17 protein-coding genes are annotated in these 19,640 nt (G+C 44.0%); 10 read left to right on the top strand and 7 right to left on the bottom strand.

Annotation, left to right across the window (positions count from 1 at the left end):
• Nucleotides 1-131 precede the first annotated feature (131 nt).
• The 3 genes from CWO08_RS12000 (at nt 132) to CWO08_RS11990 (ending at nt 5,620) form a co-directional block, all read left to right on the top strand.
• Entirely contained in the window at nt 132-1,436 is a 1,305-nt protein-coding gene (locus tag CWO08_RS12000; RefSeq protein ID WP_004730908.1) for an inosine/guanosine kinase, read from the top strand.
• A 293-nt stretch (nt 1,437-1,729) separates the two neighbouring features.
• The gene (locus tag CWO08_RS11995) at nt 1,730-3,478 is read left to right on the top strand and encodes a formate--tetrahydrofolate ligase (RefSeq protein ID WP_108020512.1); all 1,749 of its coding nucleotides are present in this window, start codon (nt 1,730-1,732) and stop codon (nt 3,476-3,478) included.
• A gap of 237 nt (nt 3,479-3,715) precedes the next feature.
• Nucleotides 3,716-5,620, top strand: coding sequence for a diguanylate cyclase (locus CWO08_RS11990; RefSeq protein WP_048660223.1), 1,905 nt, complete (start codon nt 3,716-3,718; stop codon nt 5,618-5,620).
• A gap of 35 nt (nt 5,621-5,655) precedes the next feature.
• Here CWO08_RS11990 and CWO08_RS11985 read toward each other — a convergent pair whose 3' ends face one another.
• Nucleotides 5,656-6,261, bottom strand: coding sequence for a beta-phosphoglucomutase family hydrolase (locus CWO08_RS11985; protein ID WP_102530256.1), 606 nt, complete (start codon nt 6,259-6,261; stop codon nt 5,656-5,658).
• Between the two features lie 87 nt (nt 6,262-6,348).
• Here CWO08_RS11985 and arfB point away from each other — a divergent pair, with 87 nt between their 5' ends.
• On the top strand, nt 6,349-6,759 hold the full coding sequence (gene arfB / locus CWO08_RS11980) for an alternative ribosome rescue aminoacyl-tRNA hydrolase ArfB (protein ID WP_102478981.1): 411 nt from the start codon (nt 6,349-6,351) through the stop codon (nt 6,757-6,759).
• Between the two features lie 93 nt (nt 6,760-6,852).
• On the opposite strand, the gene CWO08_RS11975 is transcribed toward arfB, so the two are convergent.
• Entirely contained in the window at nt 6,853-7,170 is a 318-nt protein-coding gene (locus tag CWO08_RS11975) for a helix-turn-helix transcriptional regulator (protein WP_017082294.1), read from the bottom strand.
• Between the two features lie 201 nt (nt 7,171-7,371).
• Between CWO08_RS11975 and CWO08_RS11970 the strand changes: the two genes are divergently transcribed.
• On the top strand, nt 7,372-7,698 hold the full coding sequence (locus CWO08_RS11970) for a hypothetical protein (protein WP_108020511.1): 327 nt from the start codon (nt 7,372-7,374) through the stop codon (nt 7,696-7,698).
• A gap of 92 nt (nt 7,699-7,790) precedes the next feature.
• On the opposite strand, the gene CWO08_RS11965 is transcribed toward CWO08_RS11970, so the two are convergent.
• The 3 genes from CWO08_RS11965 to CWO08_RS11955 all read right to left on the bottom strand — a co-directional run bounded on the left by CWO08_RS11965 (nt 7,791) and on the right by CWO08_RS11955 (nt 11,337).
• Complete coding sequence (locus CWO08_RS11965) at nt 7,791-8,852, bottom strand: trypsin-like serine protease (protein ID WP_108020510.1); 1,062 nt, start codon at nt 8,850-8,852, stop codon at nt 7,791-7,793.
• Nucleotides 8,853-9,131: 279 nt separating this feature from the next.
• On the bottom strand, nt 9,132-10,265 hold the full coding sequence (gcvT, locus tag CWO08_RS11960; protein ID WP_108020509.1) for a glycine cleavage system aminomethyltransferase GcvT: 1,134 nt from the start codon (nt 10,263-10,265) through the stop codon (nt 9,132-9,134).
• 448 nt (nt 10,266-10,713) lie between these two features.
• On the bottom strand, nt 10,714-11,337 hold the full coding sequence (locus CWO08_RS11955; protein WP_017105927.1) for a helix-turn-helix domain-containing protein: 624 nt from the start codon (nt 11,335-11,337) through the stop codon (nt 10,714-10,716).
• 441 nt (nt 11,338-11,778) lie between these two features.
• Between CWO08_RS11955 and CWO08_RS11950 the strand changes: the two genes are divergently transcribed.
• From CWO08_RS11950 to CWO08_RS23985, 4 genes are all read left to right on the top strand, one after another.
• Nucleotides 11,779-13,071, top strand: a complete 1,293-nt coding sequence (locus CWO08_RS11950) for a serine hydroxymethyltransferase (protein WP_108020508.1) — start codon at nt 11,779-11,781, stop codon at nt 13,069-13,071.
• Between the two features lie 50 nt (nt 13,072-13,121).
• A complete protein-coding gene (gcvH, locus tag CWO08_RS11945; protein ID WP_017105929.1) occupies nt 13,122-13,502 on the top strand; it encodes a glycine cleavage system protein GcvH in 381 nt (126 codons plus the stop codon).
• Nucleotides 13,503-13,590: 88 nt separating this feature from the next.
• Entirely contained in the window at nt 13,591-16,470 is a 2,880-nt protein-coding gene (gene gcvP / locus CWO08_RS11940; protein WP_108020507.1) for an aminomethyl-transferring glycine dehydrogenase, read from the top strand.
• Nucleotides 16,471-16,594: 124 nt separating this feature from the next.
• A complete protein-coding gene (locus tag CWO08_RS23985) occupies nt 16,595-16,732 on the top strand; it encodes a hypothetical protein (protein WP_157934941.1) in 138 nt (45 codons plus the stop codon).
• 163 nt (nt 16,733-16,895) lie between these two features.
• Here the strand turns inward: CWO08_RS23985 and CWO08_RS11935 are convergent, their stop codons facing one another.
• Nucleotides 16,896-17,342 carry a hypothetical protein gene (locus CWO08_RS11935; protein WP_076670255.1) on the bottom strand — a complete coding sequence of 149 codons (447 nt, stop codon included), beginning with the start codon at nt 17,340-17,342 and terminating at the stop codon, nt 16,896-16,898.
• A 384-nt stretch (nt 17,343-17,726) separates the two neighbouring features.
• Between CWO08_RS11935 and CWO08_RS11930 the strand changes: the two genes are divergently transcribed.
• Nucleotides 17,727-19,109, top strand: coding sequence for an MATE family efflux transporter (locus tag CWO08_RS11930; protein ID WP_108020506.1), 1,383 nt, complete (start codon nt 17,727-17,729; stop codon nt 19,107-19,109).
• Nucleotides 19,110-19,157: 48 nt separating this feature from the next.
• On the opposite strand, the gene CWO08_RS11925 is transcribed toward CWO08_RS11930, so the two are convergent.
• On the bottom strand, nt 19,158-19,640 hold a 483-nt coding region (locus CWO08_RS11925), incomplete at its 5' end, for an IS3 family transposase (protein WP_108020505.1).

The raw sequence follows: 19,640 nt of genomic DNA, 5'->3' as shown, positions 1-19,640 counted from the left end.
TGGTCTGAAGCAAAAGTAAGCTGAATCACCTGTACAGACATTGTGCAGGTGATTCAAAATGTAATAAAAATGAAAGAAACAGAAACAAAATGTGATATCATGCGGCAAAATTTTTTCACTGTATTTGTCATATGAAATTTCCTGGACAGCGTAAATCTAAGCACTACTTTCCAACTCACGCCCGTGATCCGTTGGTCAACCAAATTCAACAAACACCTAAGCTACACCGCGCAACAGTTGTCGGTATAGGTCAAACGATTGTTGATATCGAAGCCCGTGTTGACAACGAGTTCCTAGAAAAATACGAGCTGAGTAAAGGCCATTCACTAGTATTGGAAGAAAGTAAAGCAGATGCGCTGTATGAAGAGTTAGTTGAGCGCGGTTTGATCACGCATCAATACCCTGGCGATACTATCGGCAACACACTGCACAACTATTCTGTTCTTGCAGACAGCAAATCTGTCCTACTTGGCGTAATGTCTAAGAAGATTGAAGTTGGCTCATTTGGTTACCGCTACCTTTGCCGCACTTCTTCTCGTATGAACTTAAACCACTTACAAACCGTTGATGGTCCCATTGGTCGTTGTTACACGCTCATTACCGAAGATGGCGAACGTACGTTTGCGATCAACGAAGGACACATGAACCAGCTGCTTCCTGAAAGTATTCCTGAACAGATTTTTGAAAAAGCGTCTGCATTAGTTGTGTCTTCATACTTAATGCGCGGTAAGCCTGAAGATCCGATGCCAAAAGCGGTACAAAAAGCGATTGAATACGCGAAAGCGTACAATGTGCCAGTTGTACTGACACTTGGCACGAAGTACGTGATCGAAGGTAACGCTGAATGGTGGCAAGAATACCTGAAAGAGAACGTAACCATCGTCGCGATGAACGAAGATGAAGGTGAAGCATTAACGGGTGAAAAAGATCCGCTATTGGCTGCGAACAAAGCTCTTGAGTGGGTTGACCTAGTTCTCTGCACTGCAGGCCCTGTCGGCTTATACATGGCAGGCTACACTGACGAACCAGCGAAACGCGAAACAACGCTTCCGTTACTGCCGGGTAACATTCCTGAATTTAACAAATACGAATTCAGCCGTGCGATGCGTAAGCAAGACTGTAAAGACCCAGTAAAAGTGTACTCTCACATTGGCCCTTACTTAGGCGGCCCACTTGAGATTAAGAACACCAACGGTGCTGGTGATGGCGCACTTTCAGCACTACTTCACGACATGGCAGCAAACAGCTACCACCACGTGAATGTACCAAACTCAGAAAAACATGAGCACGCTTGTCTAACTTACTCTTCACTATCTCAAATTTGTAAGTACGCAAACCGTGTAAGCTATGAGGTGTTGACTCAGCACTCTCCTCGCCTTTCTCGTGCGCTACCTGAACGCGAAGATAGCTTAGAAGAAACATACTGGGATCGTTAATCAACCATGCCAGGTTGTTAACTCATTAAGGTTGATGACCAGCTAGATTATCCATTCCTGAAGGGCTGCTATATGCAGCCCTTTTTGTATTCAGCACCAATATAACTACAGCTGAAGGTAGTCAGATCGAATATTTTGCTCGTTTAAGATTTGATCTCGCGCAATGACTCTTTAGATCTGTTATCTTCCAGCACATAATTCGTGTGGTTTGCCTTTACTTGGTAAATTTATACAGTACTATCGCCACGCAAACGTTTACGTACCACCTTTCGGTTCTGATATAAGGATCAAATATGCTATCTGATATTGATATTTGTCGCTCTACTCCCCTTAAAAACATCAGTGAAGTTGCCAAACAAGCTGGCCTGCAACACAACGAACATCAGCCATTAGGGCAATACAAATCTAAAGTGTCTCTGACATCACTTGAACGCCTCGCCAACCAACAAGATGGTAAATTGGTCGTGGTGACCGCTATCACACCAACGCCTCTTGGCGAAGGCAAAACCGTCACTACTATTGGATTAGCACAAGGCCTGGCTAAGATTAACCAATCTGCGATGGCCTGCATTCGCCAGCCTTCAATGGGCCCAGTATATGGTGTAAAAGGCGGCGCAGCGGGCGGTGGTTACTCTCAAGTCGCCCCTATGGAACAATTAAACCTTCACCTCACGGGCGATATTCATGCCGTGACAGCCGCTCATAACCTCGCCTCTGCAGCCATTGATGCACGCTTGTATCATGAACACCGTGAAGGGTTAGAAGCCTTTGAAGCACGTTCAGGCTTAAAAGCGCTCAACATTGATCCTAGTAGAATAGTTTGGCGACGTGTACTGGACCATAATGACCGTGCATTACGCATGATCACAGTAGGCAAAAACGAAGCAGACAAAACAATTAATGGCCTTGAACGGGAAGATGGTTTTGATATCTCAGCCGCTTCAGAGCTGATGGCTATTCTCGCTCTTGCCGATGATCTACAAGACCTACGCAAGCGTATCGGCCGTGTGGTACTCGCATACAACAATCAAGGTTCGCCATTAACCGCAGAAGACTTCAACGTCGCGGGCGCTATGACAGTAACGATGAAGGACTCTATTGAACCAACATTGATGCAAACCCTTGAAGGCGTTCCTACTCTAATACACGCGGGGCCTTTCGCTAACATCGCACACGGTAACTCATCTATTATTGCTGATAAGATTGCTCTTAAACTGAGTGACTTTGTGGTAACTGAAGGCGGTTTCGGCTCAGACATGGGTTTCGAGAAAGCATGTAACATCAAGGTTAAGGCATCCAACAAGAAGCCTGACTGTGCCGTTGTTGTTGCGACACTACGCGGATTAAAAGCGAACTCAGGTTTGTACGATTTAAGACCGGGCACCCCACTACCAGATTCAATCTTTAATGATGACCAAGACGCGCTTGTTGCAGGGTTTGAGAACCTAAAATGGCACATAACCAACGTTAAGCAATACCAAGTGCCAACAGTTGTTGCGATTAACCAATTCCCACAAGACTCAGCTCAAGAGCTCGATGCTTTGAAACAGATGATCACCGACTTCGACCCAAGCGTTAGCGTTGAAGTGAGCGAAGCATTTGGTCAAGGTGGCGAAGGGACGACTCAACTGGCTCGCGCAGTGGTAAAAGCTTGCCAAAAGGAGTCTGAATTTGAGCCTTTGTACCACTCTGAGCAAACCCTAGAAGAAAAGCTAATGGCTGTCGCTGAAGTCGGTTATGGCGCGGCAAGTATTTCACTATCTCCACTGGCTAAAAAACAACTAGCTGAATTCAAACTGCATGGCTATAGCAACCTATCAGTTTGTTTGGCAAAAACACCACTATCGGTCTCGACAGAAGCACATATAAAAGGTGCTCCCACTCAATTTGACGTACCCGTTAGAGAGCTAAAATTGTGTGCTGGTGCTGGCTTTATTTACGCGTTGTGTGGCAATGTGATGACCATGCCAGGCTTACCTGACAAACCAGCGTTCATGTCGTTAGATATTGACAGTAATGGAAATATCGTCGGCCTAAGCTAAATACCCTTAGTTAGATAAACGACAAATAATCGCGATTAATCTGGCTCAATTTTCAGACCGGTGTTCTATATTGAGCAATCATTTCCTAACGAAGTAATTGCTCAACAATCAAGCTTAAGTGCAAGAAGTTGCAATAAAAACGTAGTTATATGCGCATATTGTCTTAAGTTCTGGGGCAAGATCACATTAAAAACCTTATAAAATATATAGTATTGCGCTGATTCTTTGAGGACAGTGATGAATACAAGTATAAAAAAACTAGTCGGGCAATTTCTATGCACCATATTTGCCCTAGGATTAGTCCCTGCCCTCTATATTAACTCTGAATTTGACAGGGTCGATGCTCAGCACACGCTAAATATCAAACAATCCAGCCAGAACCAAATCGAATACAGTTTTCACGAACTCGCCGTTATTGTTGAGCAAATATCTAACTCTGTTCCTTCTATTGCAGACTCTCAAACGTTACTTCGTGCCGTTCAAGAACCTTCACTCATCCACAAAGAAACGCTACAAGATCTTTGGGTAATGTTAGCTCGTGGCCAAAAATACTATTCTCAGCTTCGTTATCTCGATCTAGCCGGCAACGAAGTGTTCCGCGTTAACTACAAAGACGGTCAAGCAATCGTGGTCCCAGATAACGAACTGCAGAACAAGTCTTCACGTGATTACTATGAGGAACTGCAACGATTAAAGATTGGTGAAGTTAGTTCTCGCGGCATTGACCTAGAAGTTGAAAACGGAGAGATCGTTCGTCCTTTAATACCAGCGCTTCGCATTATGACGCCTGTCGCTGAAAACAATCGCATCATTGGTTACTTCATCGCAAACCTAAACATGCTCGAGATCTATAAGCGCCTTCACTATCAGATTGGTGCATCGTCTGCTGTTCCGATTATTCTCAACAAAACCGGACACATCATTATGGGGCCAGACCCAAAGGAATCTTTCGGACATGTGATTGAGTCACGTTCAGAGCGAACTTACGCAAAGTTATACCCGGAGCTTTGGACTGCGATTCAAGACAAGAAATCTTCTAGCTATTTTGATGGTAAGAACTGGTATTTCCACTCTGATATCAGCCCCAACATAAAACAGTTCGAAGGCCCAATCTACATGGTTCTTCATATTGAAAATCAGCAGTTCAGCAGTCAATACCGACAAGAAAAACAAGCGATTGTCGTTCAGATCATCACATTATCTTTCTTGATTTCAATGATCTCTGCTGGCTTCGTATTGTGGAACAGCAATCACAAGAAGAACAGTATCGAGAGCCAACTGGCTAAAGCAGCAATGAATGGCATGTCTGCCTTGGTGATTACCGACAGAAACAACCGCATCATCAAAGTAAACCAAGAGTTCACCCGCGTGAGTGGCTACGAGTTAGAAGACGTAAAAGGTCGTCAACCATCGATGTTTGCCTCTGGCCGCTACAATGAAGAGTTCTACATCAAGATGTGGAGTATCATCAAAGAGAAAGGCATGTGGGAAGGCGAAGTCGTTAACCGACGTAAAGACGGGTCTTTAATCACGGAAATACTGCGAATCCAAACCATCAAAGATTCGAAAGATGTGATTCAGTTTTATGTCGCTTCATTTGTGGATATCAGTAAACACAAAGAGCTAGAAAACAAACTGAGAAACCTGAGCGAAAAAGATGCCTTAGCTGGGTGTTGGAACCGCCGTAAGTTCGATCTTGAGCTGCGAGATGAGTGCTCTCGTGTGAATCGTTATCCTACTCGTGAACAGTCTTGCTTAGCGATCTTAGATATAGACCACTTCAAACGCATCAACGACAGATTTGGTCACGATTATGGTGATCGCGTCATTCAAACGGTTGCTCAAGTACTCCAGCGAGAATGCCGTGAAACAGATTTTGTCGCTCGTATTGGTGGTGAAGAATTTGGCGTTATTCTGCCTCACACTACAACAGAAGAAGCTGAATACGTTCTTAATAGGCTCAGAATCGCTGTCAGTATCGAACTCGACAACGTAGTCACCGTGAGCGGTGGGATTACTAACGTAACAAATGATCCAGCACTTAATTACAAGTGCGCCGATTTAGCCCTATACGAAGCTAAAGCAGCAGGGAGAAACAATGTGTGCTTATTCCTAGATAAAGAGATGAGCGAAATAGCCTAGCAAATGACAATTGCATTCACTTGCCCGGCAAACGATCAGCTTGGAGCCGGATAAAATTCTAACTTGCTCCCCTCAACGACAAGAATACAATCCATGTTCGCAGCATGAGCAGCCTGCTTACCTAGGTTCGTATCTTCAAAAACAACACACTGCTTTGGCTGCAAACCCATACCAAAACACGCATCTAAGAAGGTATCCGGATTGGGCTTGTGATTCTTAACGTCTGTTGCTGTCACTAGGATATCGAGCTTACTCAAGATGTCTGTCTTATCCAGTAACTGTTCGGCACTTTTACGTTGACTGCCCGTTCCTACTGCAATCTTCTTATTACCCAGATGCTCTAACAGCAGAGAGTGAGTACAAGGGATAACGTCTCCTTTGTCTTCAATAGCCGCAAACGATGCCATTTTAAACGTGGACACAGCTTGTGGGTCGAGAGACAAACCGTATTTACTGTTCACCTCACCGGCTATTTTGTAGCTCGGCATGCCACCTAAGCTATGCAGCCAAGACGCTTCAAAATGAAAGCCGAACTCTTCAGCCGTTTGCTGCCACGCCTTTACATGTGCAGGCATTGTATCGATCAGCGTACCGTCCATATCAAAGATCAATCCTTCATACGCCGCTAAATCTATTTTCATCACTACTACCACTCTTTAAGAAAGTTACTGATACCATAACCAATATTCAGTATCATGACCCCATATTACCGTTCAAAATGGATGTTTATGTTACAAATATCTAACTCTGTTTCGATTCAAGACTGGGAACTCCAGTTAACAGCGATCAGAGCACAAGGAGCCGGCGGTCAGAACGTCAATAAAGTATCGAGCGCGATACATTTACGTTTTGATATCACACACTCCACCCTGCCCGACTTCTATAAAGAAAAGCTTTTGGCACACAAAGATAGTCGCATCACCAAAGACGGGGTGATTATCATTAAGGCGCAACAATATAGAACTCAAGAACAAAACCGAGATGATGCTTTAGTGCGTTTGAAAGAATTGATCTTGGAAGCGACAAAGGTTCAAAAAGTAAGAAAAGCAACAAAGCCAACGCGTGGCTCTCAGAAAAGACGTTTAGAAAGTAAGAAGCAAAGAAGTACCACCAAACAGCTACGCGGAAGAGTGAGCTGATGGCTTCATGCCCTCAGTAACCACATTACTGTAGAAAGACCTGTCAATTTGACTAACGAATAGATCCATTACGCTGTTTATTTGAAAGTAAGTTTACTGCTTCTTTTTGACCGACAAAATCAGCTTGATTAACAACATGCGCTCTTCGCTGGTTAGTAAACGACTGACCGCCGCTACGTCTTCCGCTGTCGCTTGTGATGCGCCAACAACATCCAGTACCACATCCAAATCGGTAACTTTCAACGTCCTCGTGAGCGAACGATACTGAGACATTTTGATATCAGCTTCACCACGCTCGATCCGTTGATAGGTTTTTAAACTCATTCCCGCACTTGAGGCTAATTTTTCCTGGGACAAATTGGCGAGCTTCCTGCGATCAATCAGCGCCATGATTATGGGTTCTTGTGACATAAGCTTATCCTCAATAGACAGTTATGACCTAATTTCAGCAAGAAGCAGACCATATTGACTCGCAACGGTTTACATACGCCATTAAAGGCATATTATTCGATTATTAAAAAACGTTACGTTTCATAAACTTTAACACTTAGATCGGTCGTGAGCGTACAGGCTACTAAACTTGAATATTCAAGTGTTGGGAAATAAGAAAAATTGCAAATTGCGAATAATGAAGGCGTCAAATTGGAAATTGCGAATCGCTATACATTGGCGTTTCCTTGCATCAAGCACGCATTAGAATCAGACAATACCCGCAATCAAATTATCGGGGTACAGCATAGGCTACTCACTTACAAAGAAGTGTTGTTGCACGGGAACATGTTGGAAGACAAGGAATTAAGACAGGCTTTTTCTGCGTTGAACCAAAATGAAAAAGATGTCGCGCAAGGCGGTATTAAAAGCATCAACGATGCAATAAAAGAGATGGATGAGATTCTAGAAAGGTACAGCCGTAAAGCAGTTGTAGAACTAAGCAACTAAGTGGGTAAATGACTAAACAGCTAAACCTGCAGACATAAAAAAGTCGACGCTATCGTTAGATACAGCGTCGACTTGTTCAAAACATTGAAGTTCTAACGTAACACGGCTTTTCTAAGACCCGCGAACAACATCAGCATACCTAGCAAACCAAATGAAATACTACCGCCACTGCTACCAGAGCCAGTCGATGTACGTGCATTCACATAAGCTGTTCGCTTAGCATCAGTAGAAACAAACTTAGCGGTTTCAGTTCCTGCAATCACACTGTCTATCCAAGCTTCATAATCATGGATTTCAGTGAATACCGATGTCACAGTAGCACTACCACCACAAGTGTCTGGCCCAAAGCTAGTGATACCAACCTGTCTATACTCAGTGCCATCTTTCCAATAGACTGGACCACCAGAGTCACCTTGACAAGTACCATTATAAAGACCGGTGAATACGCTATAGTCACCATTAAAACAAATTTGATTATCAGTTAATGTCGAGCCATCAATAAAAGCAGTTGCACAAGTCGCATTGTCTACGTAATTAAGAGATGCTTTTTGCAATAAGGTCGTGCTGTCAAAACCTGAACGTGTATCACCATGGCCAACAGCAACGAAGTCATTAACACCAATTCGATAATCATCGTTTGAAGGACGCTTAACAACATCATTGATTGAGTCGACATTCAGTGCGCTTTCTAACTTAAGTATAGCAACGTCATTGCGTAATAGGTCGCTCAACGCATTTGAATAATCACTGCGATAGTAAACTTCGGATACACGTGCTTTTTGAATGTTACCGTTAGGAAATTGAGACGAATCTTCAAGTTGAGGGACAACAGTAGTAAACAATTGACCTTCTTCGTTACCGTAAATACAGTGCGCTGCGGTTAGAATGTGGGTCGGGTCTAAAATGGTTGCGCCGCAATAAGGGCCTGTTGAGTAAACACCATCATAATCAATACGATCAATGAACAAACTCACCATTGAAGGGAATTCCGTCACTGAAGCATCACTACCATTCACAATATAAGGTGTTACGTTCGCGTCAGGAGAAGTTTCGACCGAGTTTTCCGTCGCCAATGCACTAGATGTATAAATCAACGGTGCTAATAGCACTAAAACGGCTTTACGAACTGGACTCATTGTATGGTTAACATTCATAGATAACTCCTTGTAACCCCTACTACTTATTTACAAAAATGATGAATCGCCACCATAACACGTCACAACCAACAGTATAGTAAGTATTTGTAACGATATGGCCACATCTCTCATTTTATAGACGCATTCTAAGCAACCGTTATTAATGGTAGCCCTTAAACCTAATACGCCTCCAAAAACATACGCTTTCAAAAACAAAAAAGCCCACCGTCGGACTTCTCTATACAGGGAATCAAACAATAGGCTTTTGTTATGTATTGCGGTTTCTCTTAAACGAGATTAGCCACGGTAGTAACGTTGAGGTACGAATGGCATTTTTTCTACTGTCATTGGTAGTTTTTTACCACGAACTTCAGCGAATACTTCAGTGCCAATAGTCGCTAGATCAGTGCGTACGTAAGCCATTGATACAGGCTTGCCTGCGTTAGGGCCCGCCGTGCCGCTTGTTACTACGCCAACCTTGTTACCTTCAGCGTCAAACAATTCAGCACCTTCACGTACTGGTGCTTTAGTTTGACCAACAAGACCAACACGCTTGCGTTGAACGTCTTTAGTCGCGATTTGCTCAAGGATGATATCAGCGCCAGGGAAACCGCCAGCACGCTCCCCGTCAGTACGACGCACTTTTTGAATACCCCATAGAAGGCTAGCTTCTACTGGCGTTGTTGTTGTATCTAGGTCGTGACCGTAGAGACACAAACCACACTCAAGACGAAGTGAGTCACGTGCACCAAGGCCAATCCACTCTACTTCAGCTTCTGAAGTTAGCTTACGTGCTAGTGCTTCAGCATGATCATTCGGTACAGAGATTTCGTAACCATCTTCGCCTGTGTAACCACTGCGGCTTACGATACATTCCACACCATCGATATCCACTTTTTGAACATCCATGAACAGCATGTCTGCAACGCTAGGTTGGAAACGAGCCAGTACTTCAGACGCTTTAGGGCCTTGAAGTGCTAGTAGAGCGCGGTCATCAATCACTTCCATTTCTACGTCTGCAGGAAGGTGAGCCGTTAGGTGGTCGATATCTTGTGTCTTACAAGCTGCGTTCACAACAACAAATAGGTGATCGCCAAGGTTCGCAACCATCAGGTCATCCATGATGCCGCCCTGCTCGTTAGTAAAGAACGCGTAACGCTGCTTACCAGAAGGAAGGTCAATAATATCTACAGGAACCAAAGATTCTAAGACAGCAGCTGCATTTGCACCATGTAGACGAAGTTGCCCCATGTGAGAAACATCAAAAAGACCGGCAGCGTCACGAGTGTGTAAGTGCTCTTTCTTTACACCTAGTGGGTACTGAACTGGCATATCGTAGCCAGCGAAAGGAACCATTTTCGCACCCTCTTCAACGTGAAGTGCATGCAGTGGTGTTTTTAGTAGGTCTTGATTAGCGTGTTCTTGAGTCATTTTATTCTCCATGAAGCGTTGCAGGCTGTCCAAAATCGAGTCTGCCGCTTATATCTCTATTTAGAGTCGCCTCTAACGATACGGGTTAACGTTAGAAACAGTAGATAGTAAAAAGTGATGTCTTTTATATAGGCTTATATTGTTAGCGTTATAAATATGAATAGCTGTACAAACCCTATACAACTCACTTTCTAAGAATTCACTTCAGTAAACTTCAATCAACATGAGTAAACCGTGTTCACTATAATAAACAAGCCTGAGTGAGTTTTACACCCTTAACAAGATTAAAACAGCTCAAAATGTGACATTTAACAATTTAAAAACAATTATTCGATACATACAAAAACGCGATATTGATGATTTTCACATCAATATCGCGTCATTTGACAAACGTTAGAAACAAAAGCAAACGTTTGCATTCACTATAAGAAATTCTAAGTTTGTTAACTTATTTTGCAGTCACCCACAAAATCAGCGCATCTTCTGCACTAGTAGAAATCAACATGTGGCCCATATTGGCATCGTAATACATGCTGTCGCCTTCGCTCATTGGTACGGGTTCGTAGAATTCTGAGTAGAACATCACATCACCGGAGATGATCATTAAGAACTCTTCACCATCGTGACGAACCCAATCATTATATTCTTCAAAAGTACGCGCTCTTACGCGGCTTTTGAACGGCATCATCTTCTTATTAGAAAGCTCTGTCGCAAGCAACTCATGTTCGTAAGTTGGTGTTGGGTGTGGTTTGCCCTGGCCTGCCTTGGTTAAGTCGCGACGTCCTGTTGCGACTTTTTTCCTTGGCGGTTCAAAGAGTTGCGGCATATCAATTTGCAAACCCATCGCCAATTTTTGCATTGCTTGAAACGTTGGTGAGATCTGTTCATTCTCGATTTTGCTGAGCGTAGAACGCGCCAAGCCAGTTCTTTGGCTTGCTTCTTCTAACGTAATCCCAAGCTTGCCGCGGATATCTTTAATACGCTGGCCTAGCCTGAGTGGTTCTATATTCTGGTCTAACGTTTCCTTCGCCAACGTTAAAGATGGGTACTCATCATAAATGTCTTCTGACATAGGTCCCTCATTATTTTCTTACTTCCTGTCTATTCATTTCATTGTTGCATGAAGCGCTTTGTTGATTAAAGAGCACACACAGAAATAAAGCGTGCTCCCTGTAGCAAAACGAGAAAAGTTGTTTCCTATTGGAAATTTTTGTTGAAAATTGATTTTATCAGAGCTATGTTATCGACTTGTTAGATGAAGAGATGCTACTTCAGCTTGCAGCAAATGATAGATTTAACATTTGTAAGAGCTGTTTTTTACCCGAACTTTTTGGGAAACAATTCGTGCTGCATTGACCCTACAACGATCGCTTAGACGCTGTAAGAGTATATTTATAACGCAATTCACGTTTATCTATACCTATATAGCACAAACGATACCGATGCAGAAATCAACGTAAGACCTAATGGACTATAAAAACAATCACCATTAGCTTAATGAAAGGTCTCGACAATGAACGCTTACCAAAACCATAGCTTAGACAGTTTTTTCTCTACGAACCTATCTGCGACTGACGACGCAGTATTTGCTGGAATCCAAGCAGAGAACACTCGTCAAAACGAACAAATCGAACTTATTGCTTCTGAGAACATCGTTTCTAAAGCAGTAATGCAAGCTCAAGGCACTTGCCTAACCAACAAATACGCTGAGGGCTACCCAGGTCGTCGTTACTACGGTGGTTGTGAGCACGTAGATACAGTAGAAGCTATCGCAATCGAACGCGCTAAGCAGCTGTTCAAATGTGAATACGTAAACGTACAGCCTCACTCTGGCGCTCAAGCAAACGGCGCAGTTAAACTTGCCCTACTTCAACCTGGCGACACTATCCTAGGTATGTCTCTTGACGCTGGTGGTCACCTTACACACGGTGCACGTCCTGCAATGTCTGGTAAATGGTTCAACGCAGTTCAATACGGCGTAGACCGCGACACTCTTGAAATCGATTACGAAGCAGTTCGCGCTTTAGCTATCGAAAGCCAACCTAAAATGATTATTGCTGGTGGTAGTGCTATCCCACGCGTTATCGATTTCGCTAAGTTCCGTGAAATCGCTGACGAAGTTGGCGCAATCCTAATGGTCGATATGGCACACATCGCGGGTCTTATTGCGACAGGTGCTCACCCTAGCCCACTACCACACGCTCACGTTGTTACGACAACAACGCACAAGACACTTCGTGGCCCACGCGGCGGTATGATTCTGACTAACCACGAAGACATCAACAAAAAGATCAATTCTGCAGTGTTCCCTGGCCTACAAGGCGGCCCACTAATGCACGTTATCGCGGCTAAAGCAGTAGCATTTGGCGAAGCACTTGGCCCAGAATTTAGTACTTATATTGATTCAGTGATCGACAACGCAAAAGTTCTTGCTGAAGTGTTGCAAACTCGCGGTTGTGACATTGTGACTGGCGGAACAGACACGCACCTAATGCTGGTTGACCTTCGCCCTAAGGGCTTGAAAGGTAACGTAACTGAAGAAGCATTAGAACGTGCAGGGATCACATGTAACAAAAATGGCATACCATTCGACACAGAGAAGCCTATGATTACTTCGGGTATTCGTTTAGGTACGCCAGCTGGAACCAGTCGTGGTTTTGGCACTGAAGAATTCAAACTTATCGGTGAATGGATCGGCGATGTACTTGATGGCTTAGTTGAAAGCCCTGAAGGCAACGCTGAAGTTGAGCAACGTGTTCGCAAGCAAGTTAAAGAGCTTTGCAAACGCTTCCCTCTTTATCGTTAAACCGTTTTTAAGATTTAAATTAAACCTCATAAATTTTTGGAGAATAAGCAATGGACAATACACTAAAGTTTGCAGACAGCCACGAGTGGGTAAAAGACAACGGTGACGGTACTGTAACTATCGGTATTTCTGAGCACGCTCAAGAGATGCTAGGTGACGTTGTGTTTGTTGACCTGCCTGACACTGGAGACGAAATCGAAGCCGGCGAAAGCTTCTCTCTAGTTGAATCAGTGAAAGCAGCTTCTGATATCTACGCACCAATCTCTGGCGAAATCGTAGAAATCAACGAAGAATTAGAAGATAGCCCTGAGTTAATTAACGAAGAATCTTATGAAGGTGGTTGGATTGTTAAAGTGAAGATGTCTGATGCGTCTGAACTAGACAACCTTAAGGATGCGGAAGAATACCTAAGCTCTATCGAAGAAGACTAATAGGTTCCTCATTACGATAAAGCTGCTCTTTAGAGCAGCTTAATTTTAGGGGCTAGCTCACGGCTCCAAAGAGAAAGTAGAACATATCATGACTGAATTACTTCAAAGCCAATTACTAAAAGACTTGGGTACTCAAAACGAGTTTGTTGCTCGTCATAACGGCCCTAATAAAGCAGACCAGCAGAAAATGCTTGATGCGATCAACGCGACTAGCTTAGACGCACTGATCGACGAAACGGTTCCTGCACAAATCCGTCTTGAAAAACCAATGACACTTGCTGCGCCACTGAGCGAAATGGACATGCTGACCTCTCTTAAAGAGATCGCTAACCTAAACCAAGTGAAACGTACTTTCATTGGCCAAGGCTACTACAACACATTCACTCCAAACGTTATTCTACGTAACGTTTTAGAGAACCCAGGCTGGTACACAGCATACACACCATACCAACCAGAGATTTCTCAAGGTCGTCTTGAATCTCTACTAAATTACCAACAAATGGTAATGGACCTAACCGGTATGGAAATCGCGAACGCATCCCTTCTTGATGAAGCGACAGCGGCTGGCGAAGCGATGACACTGTGTAAGCGTGCTGGTAAAAGCAAGAGCACAGTATTCTTCGTTGCTGACGATGTTCACCCTCAAACACTAGAAGTTGTTAAAACTCGTGCTGAGTACATCGGTTTTGAAGTAATGGTTGGTGCTCTTGAAACACTTCCAGAGCAAGACGTATTTGGTGCGCTTCTTCAATACCCTAGTACAACGGGTGAAGTTCGTGACCTAACAGACATCATTGCGAAAGCTCAAGCTAACAAAACACTGGTTACAGTTGCTACTGACCTACTTGCTTCTGCTCTACTTAAGCCGGCTGGCGAAATGGGCGCAGACGTAGTTATCGGTTCAGCGCAACGTTTCGGTGTTCCTATGGGTTACGGCGGTCCACACGCTGCATTCATGGGTACTCGTGAAAAGCATAAGCGTACAATGCCAGGTCGTGTTATCGGTGTTTCTATCGATACTCACGGTAACCAAGCGCTACGTATGGCAATGCAAACTCGTGAGCAACACATCCGCCGCGAGAAAGCGACATCGAACATCTGTACAGCTCAAGCACTTCTAGCAAACATGGCGTCTTTCTACGCGGTTTACCACGGTGCAGAAGGCCTACGTACTATTGCTCGTCGTACACATCATATGACAGCTATCCTAGCAGCTGGCCTGACTAAAGCGGGTTACGAGCTAACGAACAACAGCTTCTTCGATACCATCACGATCAACTCTGAAGAGAAGACAGATGCACTGTACGCGAAAGCGCAAGCAGCAGACATCAACCTTCGCCTTCTTAAGGGTAAGATCGGTATCAGCTTAGATGAAACAACAACGATCGACGACGTGAATTCACTGTTTGCAATCTTCGACGTGAAAGAAGACGTTCAAGCACTATCTTCTGACATTGCTTCAAACGAGTTTGCAGCAATTCCAGAAAACTGCCGTCGTGAATCAGAGTTCCTAACTCACCCAGTATTCAATACGCACCACAGCGAAACGCAAATGATGCGTTACCTAAAACAGCTTGAGAACAAAGACTTCTCACTAACGCACGGCATGATCCCACTGGGCAGCTGTACGATGAAGCTGAACGCTGCTGCTGAGATGATTCCAGTAACATGGCCTGAGTTTGGTTCTATTCACCCATTCGCACCTCTTGATCAAGCAGCGGGTTACACAGCGTTAGCGAAAGATCTTAAAGAGAAGCTATGTGAAATCACTGGTTACGACGATTTCTCACTACAACCTAACTCTGGTGCATCTGGCGAATACGCAGGTCTAATCGCGATTCAACGCTACCACGCAAGCCGCGGTGACGCTCACCGTAACGTTTGTCTGATTCCAAGCTCTGCGCACGGTACTAACCCTGCAACAGCATCAATGGTTTCAATGAAGGTAGTAGTTGTTAAGTGTGATGAAGATGGCAACATCGACATGACAGACCTGGCATCGAAAATCGAGAAGCACAAAGAAAACCTATCAAGCATCATGATCACTTACCCTTCTACGCACGGCGTATACGAAGAGCAAGTGAAAGAAGTGTGTGAACAAGTGCACGCAGCGGGCGGTCAGGTTTACCTAGACGGCGCGAACATGAATGCTCAAGTAGGCCTAACTTCACCTGGCTTCATCGGTTCAGACGTATCTCACTTGAACCTACACAAAACATTCTGTATCCCACACGGTGGTGGTGGACCGGGTATGGGTCCTATCGGTGTTAAATCTCACCTAGCACCTTTCCTACCAGGTCACATCGAAAATGGTGTACAAGGTTCTGACTACGCGGTATCAGCTGCAGATCTAGGTAGTGCTTCTATCCTACCTATCTCTTGGGCTTACATCGCAATGATGGGCGAACCTGGCCTAACAGACGCAACGAAAGTAGCGATTCTGAACGCGAACTACGTGATGGAAAAACTACGTCCTCACTACCCTGTTCTTTACCGTGGCACTAACGGCCGCGTAGCGCACGAATGTATTATCGATATTCGTCCGCTTAAAGAAGACACAGGCATCAGCGAAGAAGATATTGCTAAGCGTCTAATGGACTTCGGTTTCCACGCTCCGACGATGTCTTTCCCAGTAGCTGGCACACTAATGGTAGAGCCAACTGAATCTGAAGATTTAGAAGAGCTAGACCGTTTCTGTGAAGCGATGATCGCAATCCGTCACGAAATGGCAGCAGTGAAAGCGGGTGAATGGCCACTAGACAACAACCCTCTAGTGAACGCACCGCACACACAAGTTGACCTAGCTGGCGCAGAATGGGATCGCCCTTACTCTCGCGAACTGGCTTGCTTCCCATCGAAAGCAACCAAGAACTCGAAGTACTGGCCAACAGTTAACCGTGTAGACAACGTATACGGCGACCGTAACCTAATCTGTTCTTGCCCAAGCATCGATAACTACGAAGACTAATTCGTAGCGGCGCTAAGCAGCGAAACACAACAAAAGGCGAACCAAACGGTTCGCCTTTTTGTTGTCTGAAATTCAAGGTCTACAAATGCATTGACCTTACCGTAAGGGAAAGGTTTAAGGTGAAATGAATCCAATGATGAATGAGGAAACGATGATGGGATGTTGTAACAAAGCGCCAAAAGGTGGAGCCCCTCTTGGCTTGCTTCTAAAAGTCACGATTGGAATTGGTCTTTTTGTGTTTCTGCTGGCTTTGTGGCAGTAGATAGATAAATGTTTCACTTCCAAAAAGCTTGAAGATTATAGCTTCTAACTGTTTGTTGCCCGGGTGATAAATTAACTCTTCTCCGCGCGCGCATAGGAGGGCTTATAATAGTTACCCACACCTCATTTAGAATACTTTTATTGGTGATATCCTCTTTAAGTTATTACAACTTCAAAAGAGCCATTACTCTTTGGCTATCTAAATGCTTATCTAGTCCCGCCATGCTTTTTATTACTTCAGGATGTGAGAACATCTCTTTACCTGCCACTTCACCCAAGATTTGAAAACTTTTTTCCAACGCAACATCTCCTTCATAGGCGATTGCGTCTTTCGTTTGCTCCAAGCAAGCTTCAGTTGTCAGGCGCATAGATAACTTAGCGACATTTTTGTTTGACTCATCCATTTGACTGGGAGTCGCTGCAGAAACTTTGTCTACAGCAGGATGAGCAGACACAGCTAAAAACATCCACTTTACAAGCTCAACCCTATCTTCTTTAGTTGTTGAGCTCACCAAACATTTCGTAAGTTCATCGGTGTAAACACCAGCAACAGCATTGCCAGAAACTAGAACACTTAACAGAGTGCCGACAAGCGCCTTTTTGTTTTTCATTTTTACCCTTAATCTAATTGTAATGAATAGCCACAGAATCTGTGTACTTGAAGGTAAAGACTTCTTCTTAAAACCATATGCCACTAATTGTACATCTACTTGTAATTACATAACATTGAATGATGTCAAATTTATAAATATTCATTTAAAAAATAAACGTTTAATCCAGTTCAAAGCGTTATCAATCATTGATTAATATGATTGAACTTTGTATAGCATTCATAGAATTTAATTCTATATTTTAACAATCCGACTAACTTAACCCAAAGCTTGACCCTATACGGTAAGGTGTTTATATTGTCGCCCGCCCAACGGGCACATCCTAAAATACACACCGGCCATCCTGCCATCATTCGTGTATTTATATTGGTGTTGTGAACTTCCATGCTAACGAAATTTCGTCCTTTTACTCGTGAATCGGGTGCGCTTATGCATCTTTCGATTCCAATCATTTTGACTCAAATAGCTACCCAAGCGATGGGATTTGTCGATACGACAATGGCTGGCCAAGTAAGTCCTGCCGATCTCGCCGCTATTGCACTTGGCACCAGCCTTTGGATTCCTGTGTTGCTGTTACTGCGTGGTGTGATTATGGCGTTAACGCCAGTCGTTGCTTATCACCGTGGCGCTCGCGACTTCCAAAGTATCTCTGTCGAGTTCTTCCAGATGGTATGGCTTGCATTAATTGCTAGCGTACTGCTCATCGCTTACCTCGTAAGTGCCAAGCCGATCTTAGAATGGATTGGCGTTGCCGCTGAGATTATTCCTATCGGCAGTGACTATGCGTTTGCCCTAGCCTTTGGTGTGCCGGGTATTGCCCTGTTCTACACCTTGAACGGCTTCTGTGAGGGTATGAACAACACCAAAGTACCAATGATCATTTCGGTGGTTGGGTTGTTGGTGAATATTCCGGTCAACTACGTACTTATCTACGGTAAGTTCGGCTTCCCTGAAATGGGCGCTGTAGGTTGTGGTTGGGCAACAAGTTTGGTGTATTGGTTAATGTCGGGAATGCTGTATTCCTACATTAAAGGTCACCACCACTACAAAACCATCATCAACTTTTCAGATGCAAAACCAAAAGCTAAAGAAATGCTTCACCTTCTAAGATTAGGTTTACCTATCGGGATGAACATCGCGGTATGTGGCAGTATCTTTGCGGTAATCGCTCTGATGATTGGTCGTATTGGTGCAGAGAACGTGGCAGCGGCGCAAATTGCTCTGAATATATCGAGCCTAACTTACGTGATTCCTATGAGTATCTCATTTGGCATTACGATTCGTGTTGGACATGCACTAGGCGAGAAAGACGAACTAGGCGCAATTGAACGCAGCAAAGTCGGTATTTTGGTTGCCGCGTTGATTTCATTACTTTCAGTTGCGATGTTCCTGCTGTTCCCAGAGTGGATCATTAGACTTTACACCACCGACCCTGCAATAAGCGCGACAGCAGCAGTATTGTTGACCTTTACTGCGATGTACCAGTTCAGCGATGCATTACAAACGTCTGCTAACGGTGCATTACGTGGTTATAAAGATACCAAGATCCCAATGATCTTAGCCATCGCTTCATACTGGGGCTTAGCATTACCACTGGGTATGGTGTTGGGCTTAACAGACCACATTGTTCCTGCAATGGGTGAAGAAGGCTTTTGGATAGGTATTCTAACGGGCTTGAGCGTTTCAGCGACGCTGATGTTAATTCGCTTGCGATACGTGATTAAGCAGCGTGACTTGCCACCAGCAGATGTTTCAATAGCAAGCTAAGATAGACCAATAATCTGTCTCGTCCTAAAATACGTTGACAGTTTTTTACTAAGCCAACAGCGCCAGCTGTTGGCTTTTTTCATGCACCTCATTTGGAGTTTTCATCATGAGACTGAGATGGGGCCTCATATTGTTATAGATATTGATAGACTCTTTTACTAGTCGTTTAAGCTCCTCAAGATTCTTACACCTATCAAGTAAGAACTCTTGTTTCAGGATCCCATTTATTCTTTCTGCTAAGGCATTTTGGTAGCAGTCATAACCATCTGTCATCGAAGGCATTATGCCGCTAGTTTTCAATTTATCTTGATATACACCTGAGCAATACTGCAGACCACGATCTGAATGATGAATACAAGAACGATGATATCGACGCCCTTTGATAGCCATATCTAGCGCTTTCACGACATCCGTCGCTTTCATTTCATTACTCAGCTCATAGCCCATTATTTTTCGGCTAAACGCATCCGTAACCAATGATAGGTAGTGAACTCCTTCATCAGATTGAACATAGGTTATGTCGCTCACCAA

This window comes from Vibrio sp. 10N.286.48.B8 (assembly GCF_003050085.1).
In the GTDB taxonomy this organism is placed as follows: Bacteria; Pseudomonadota; Gammaproteobacteria; order Enterobacterales; family Vibrionaceae; genus Vibrio; species Vibrio crassostreae.
The sequence above is the reverse complement of the archived record's forward strand: the minus strand, read 5'-3'. Positions and strand labels throughout refer to the sequence as shown.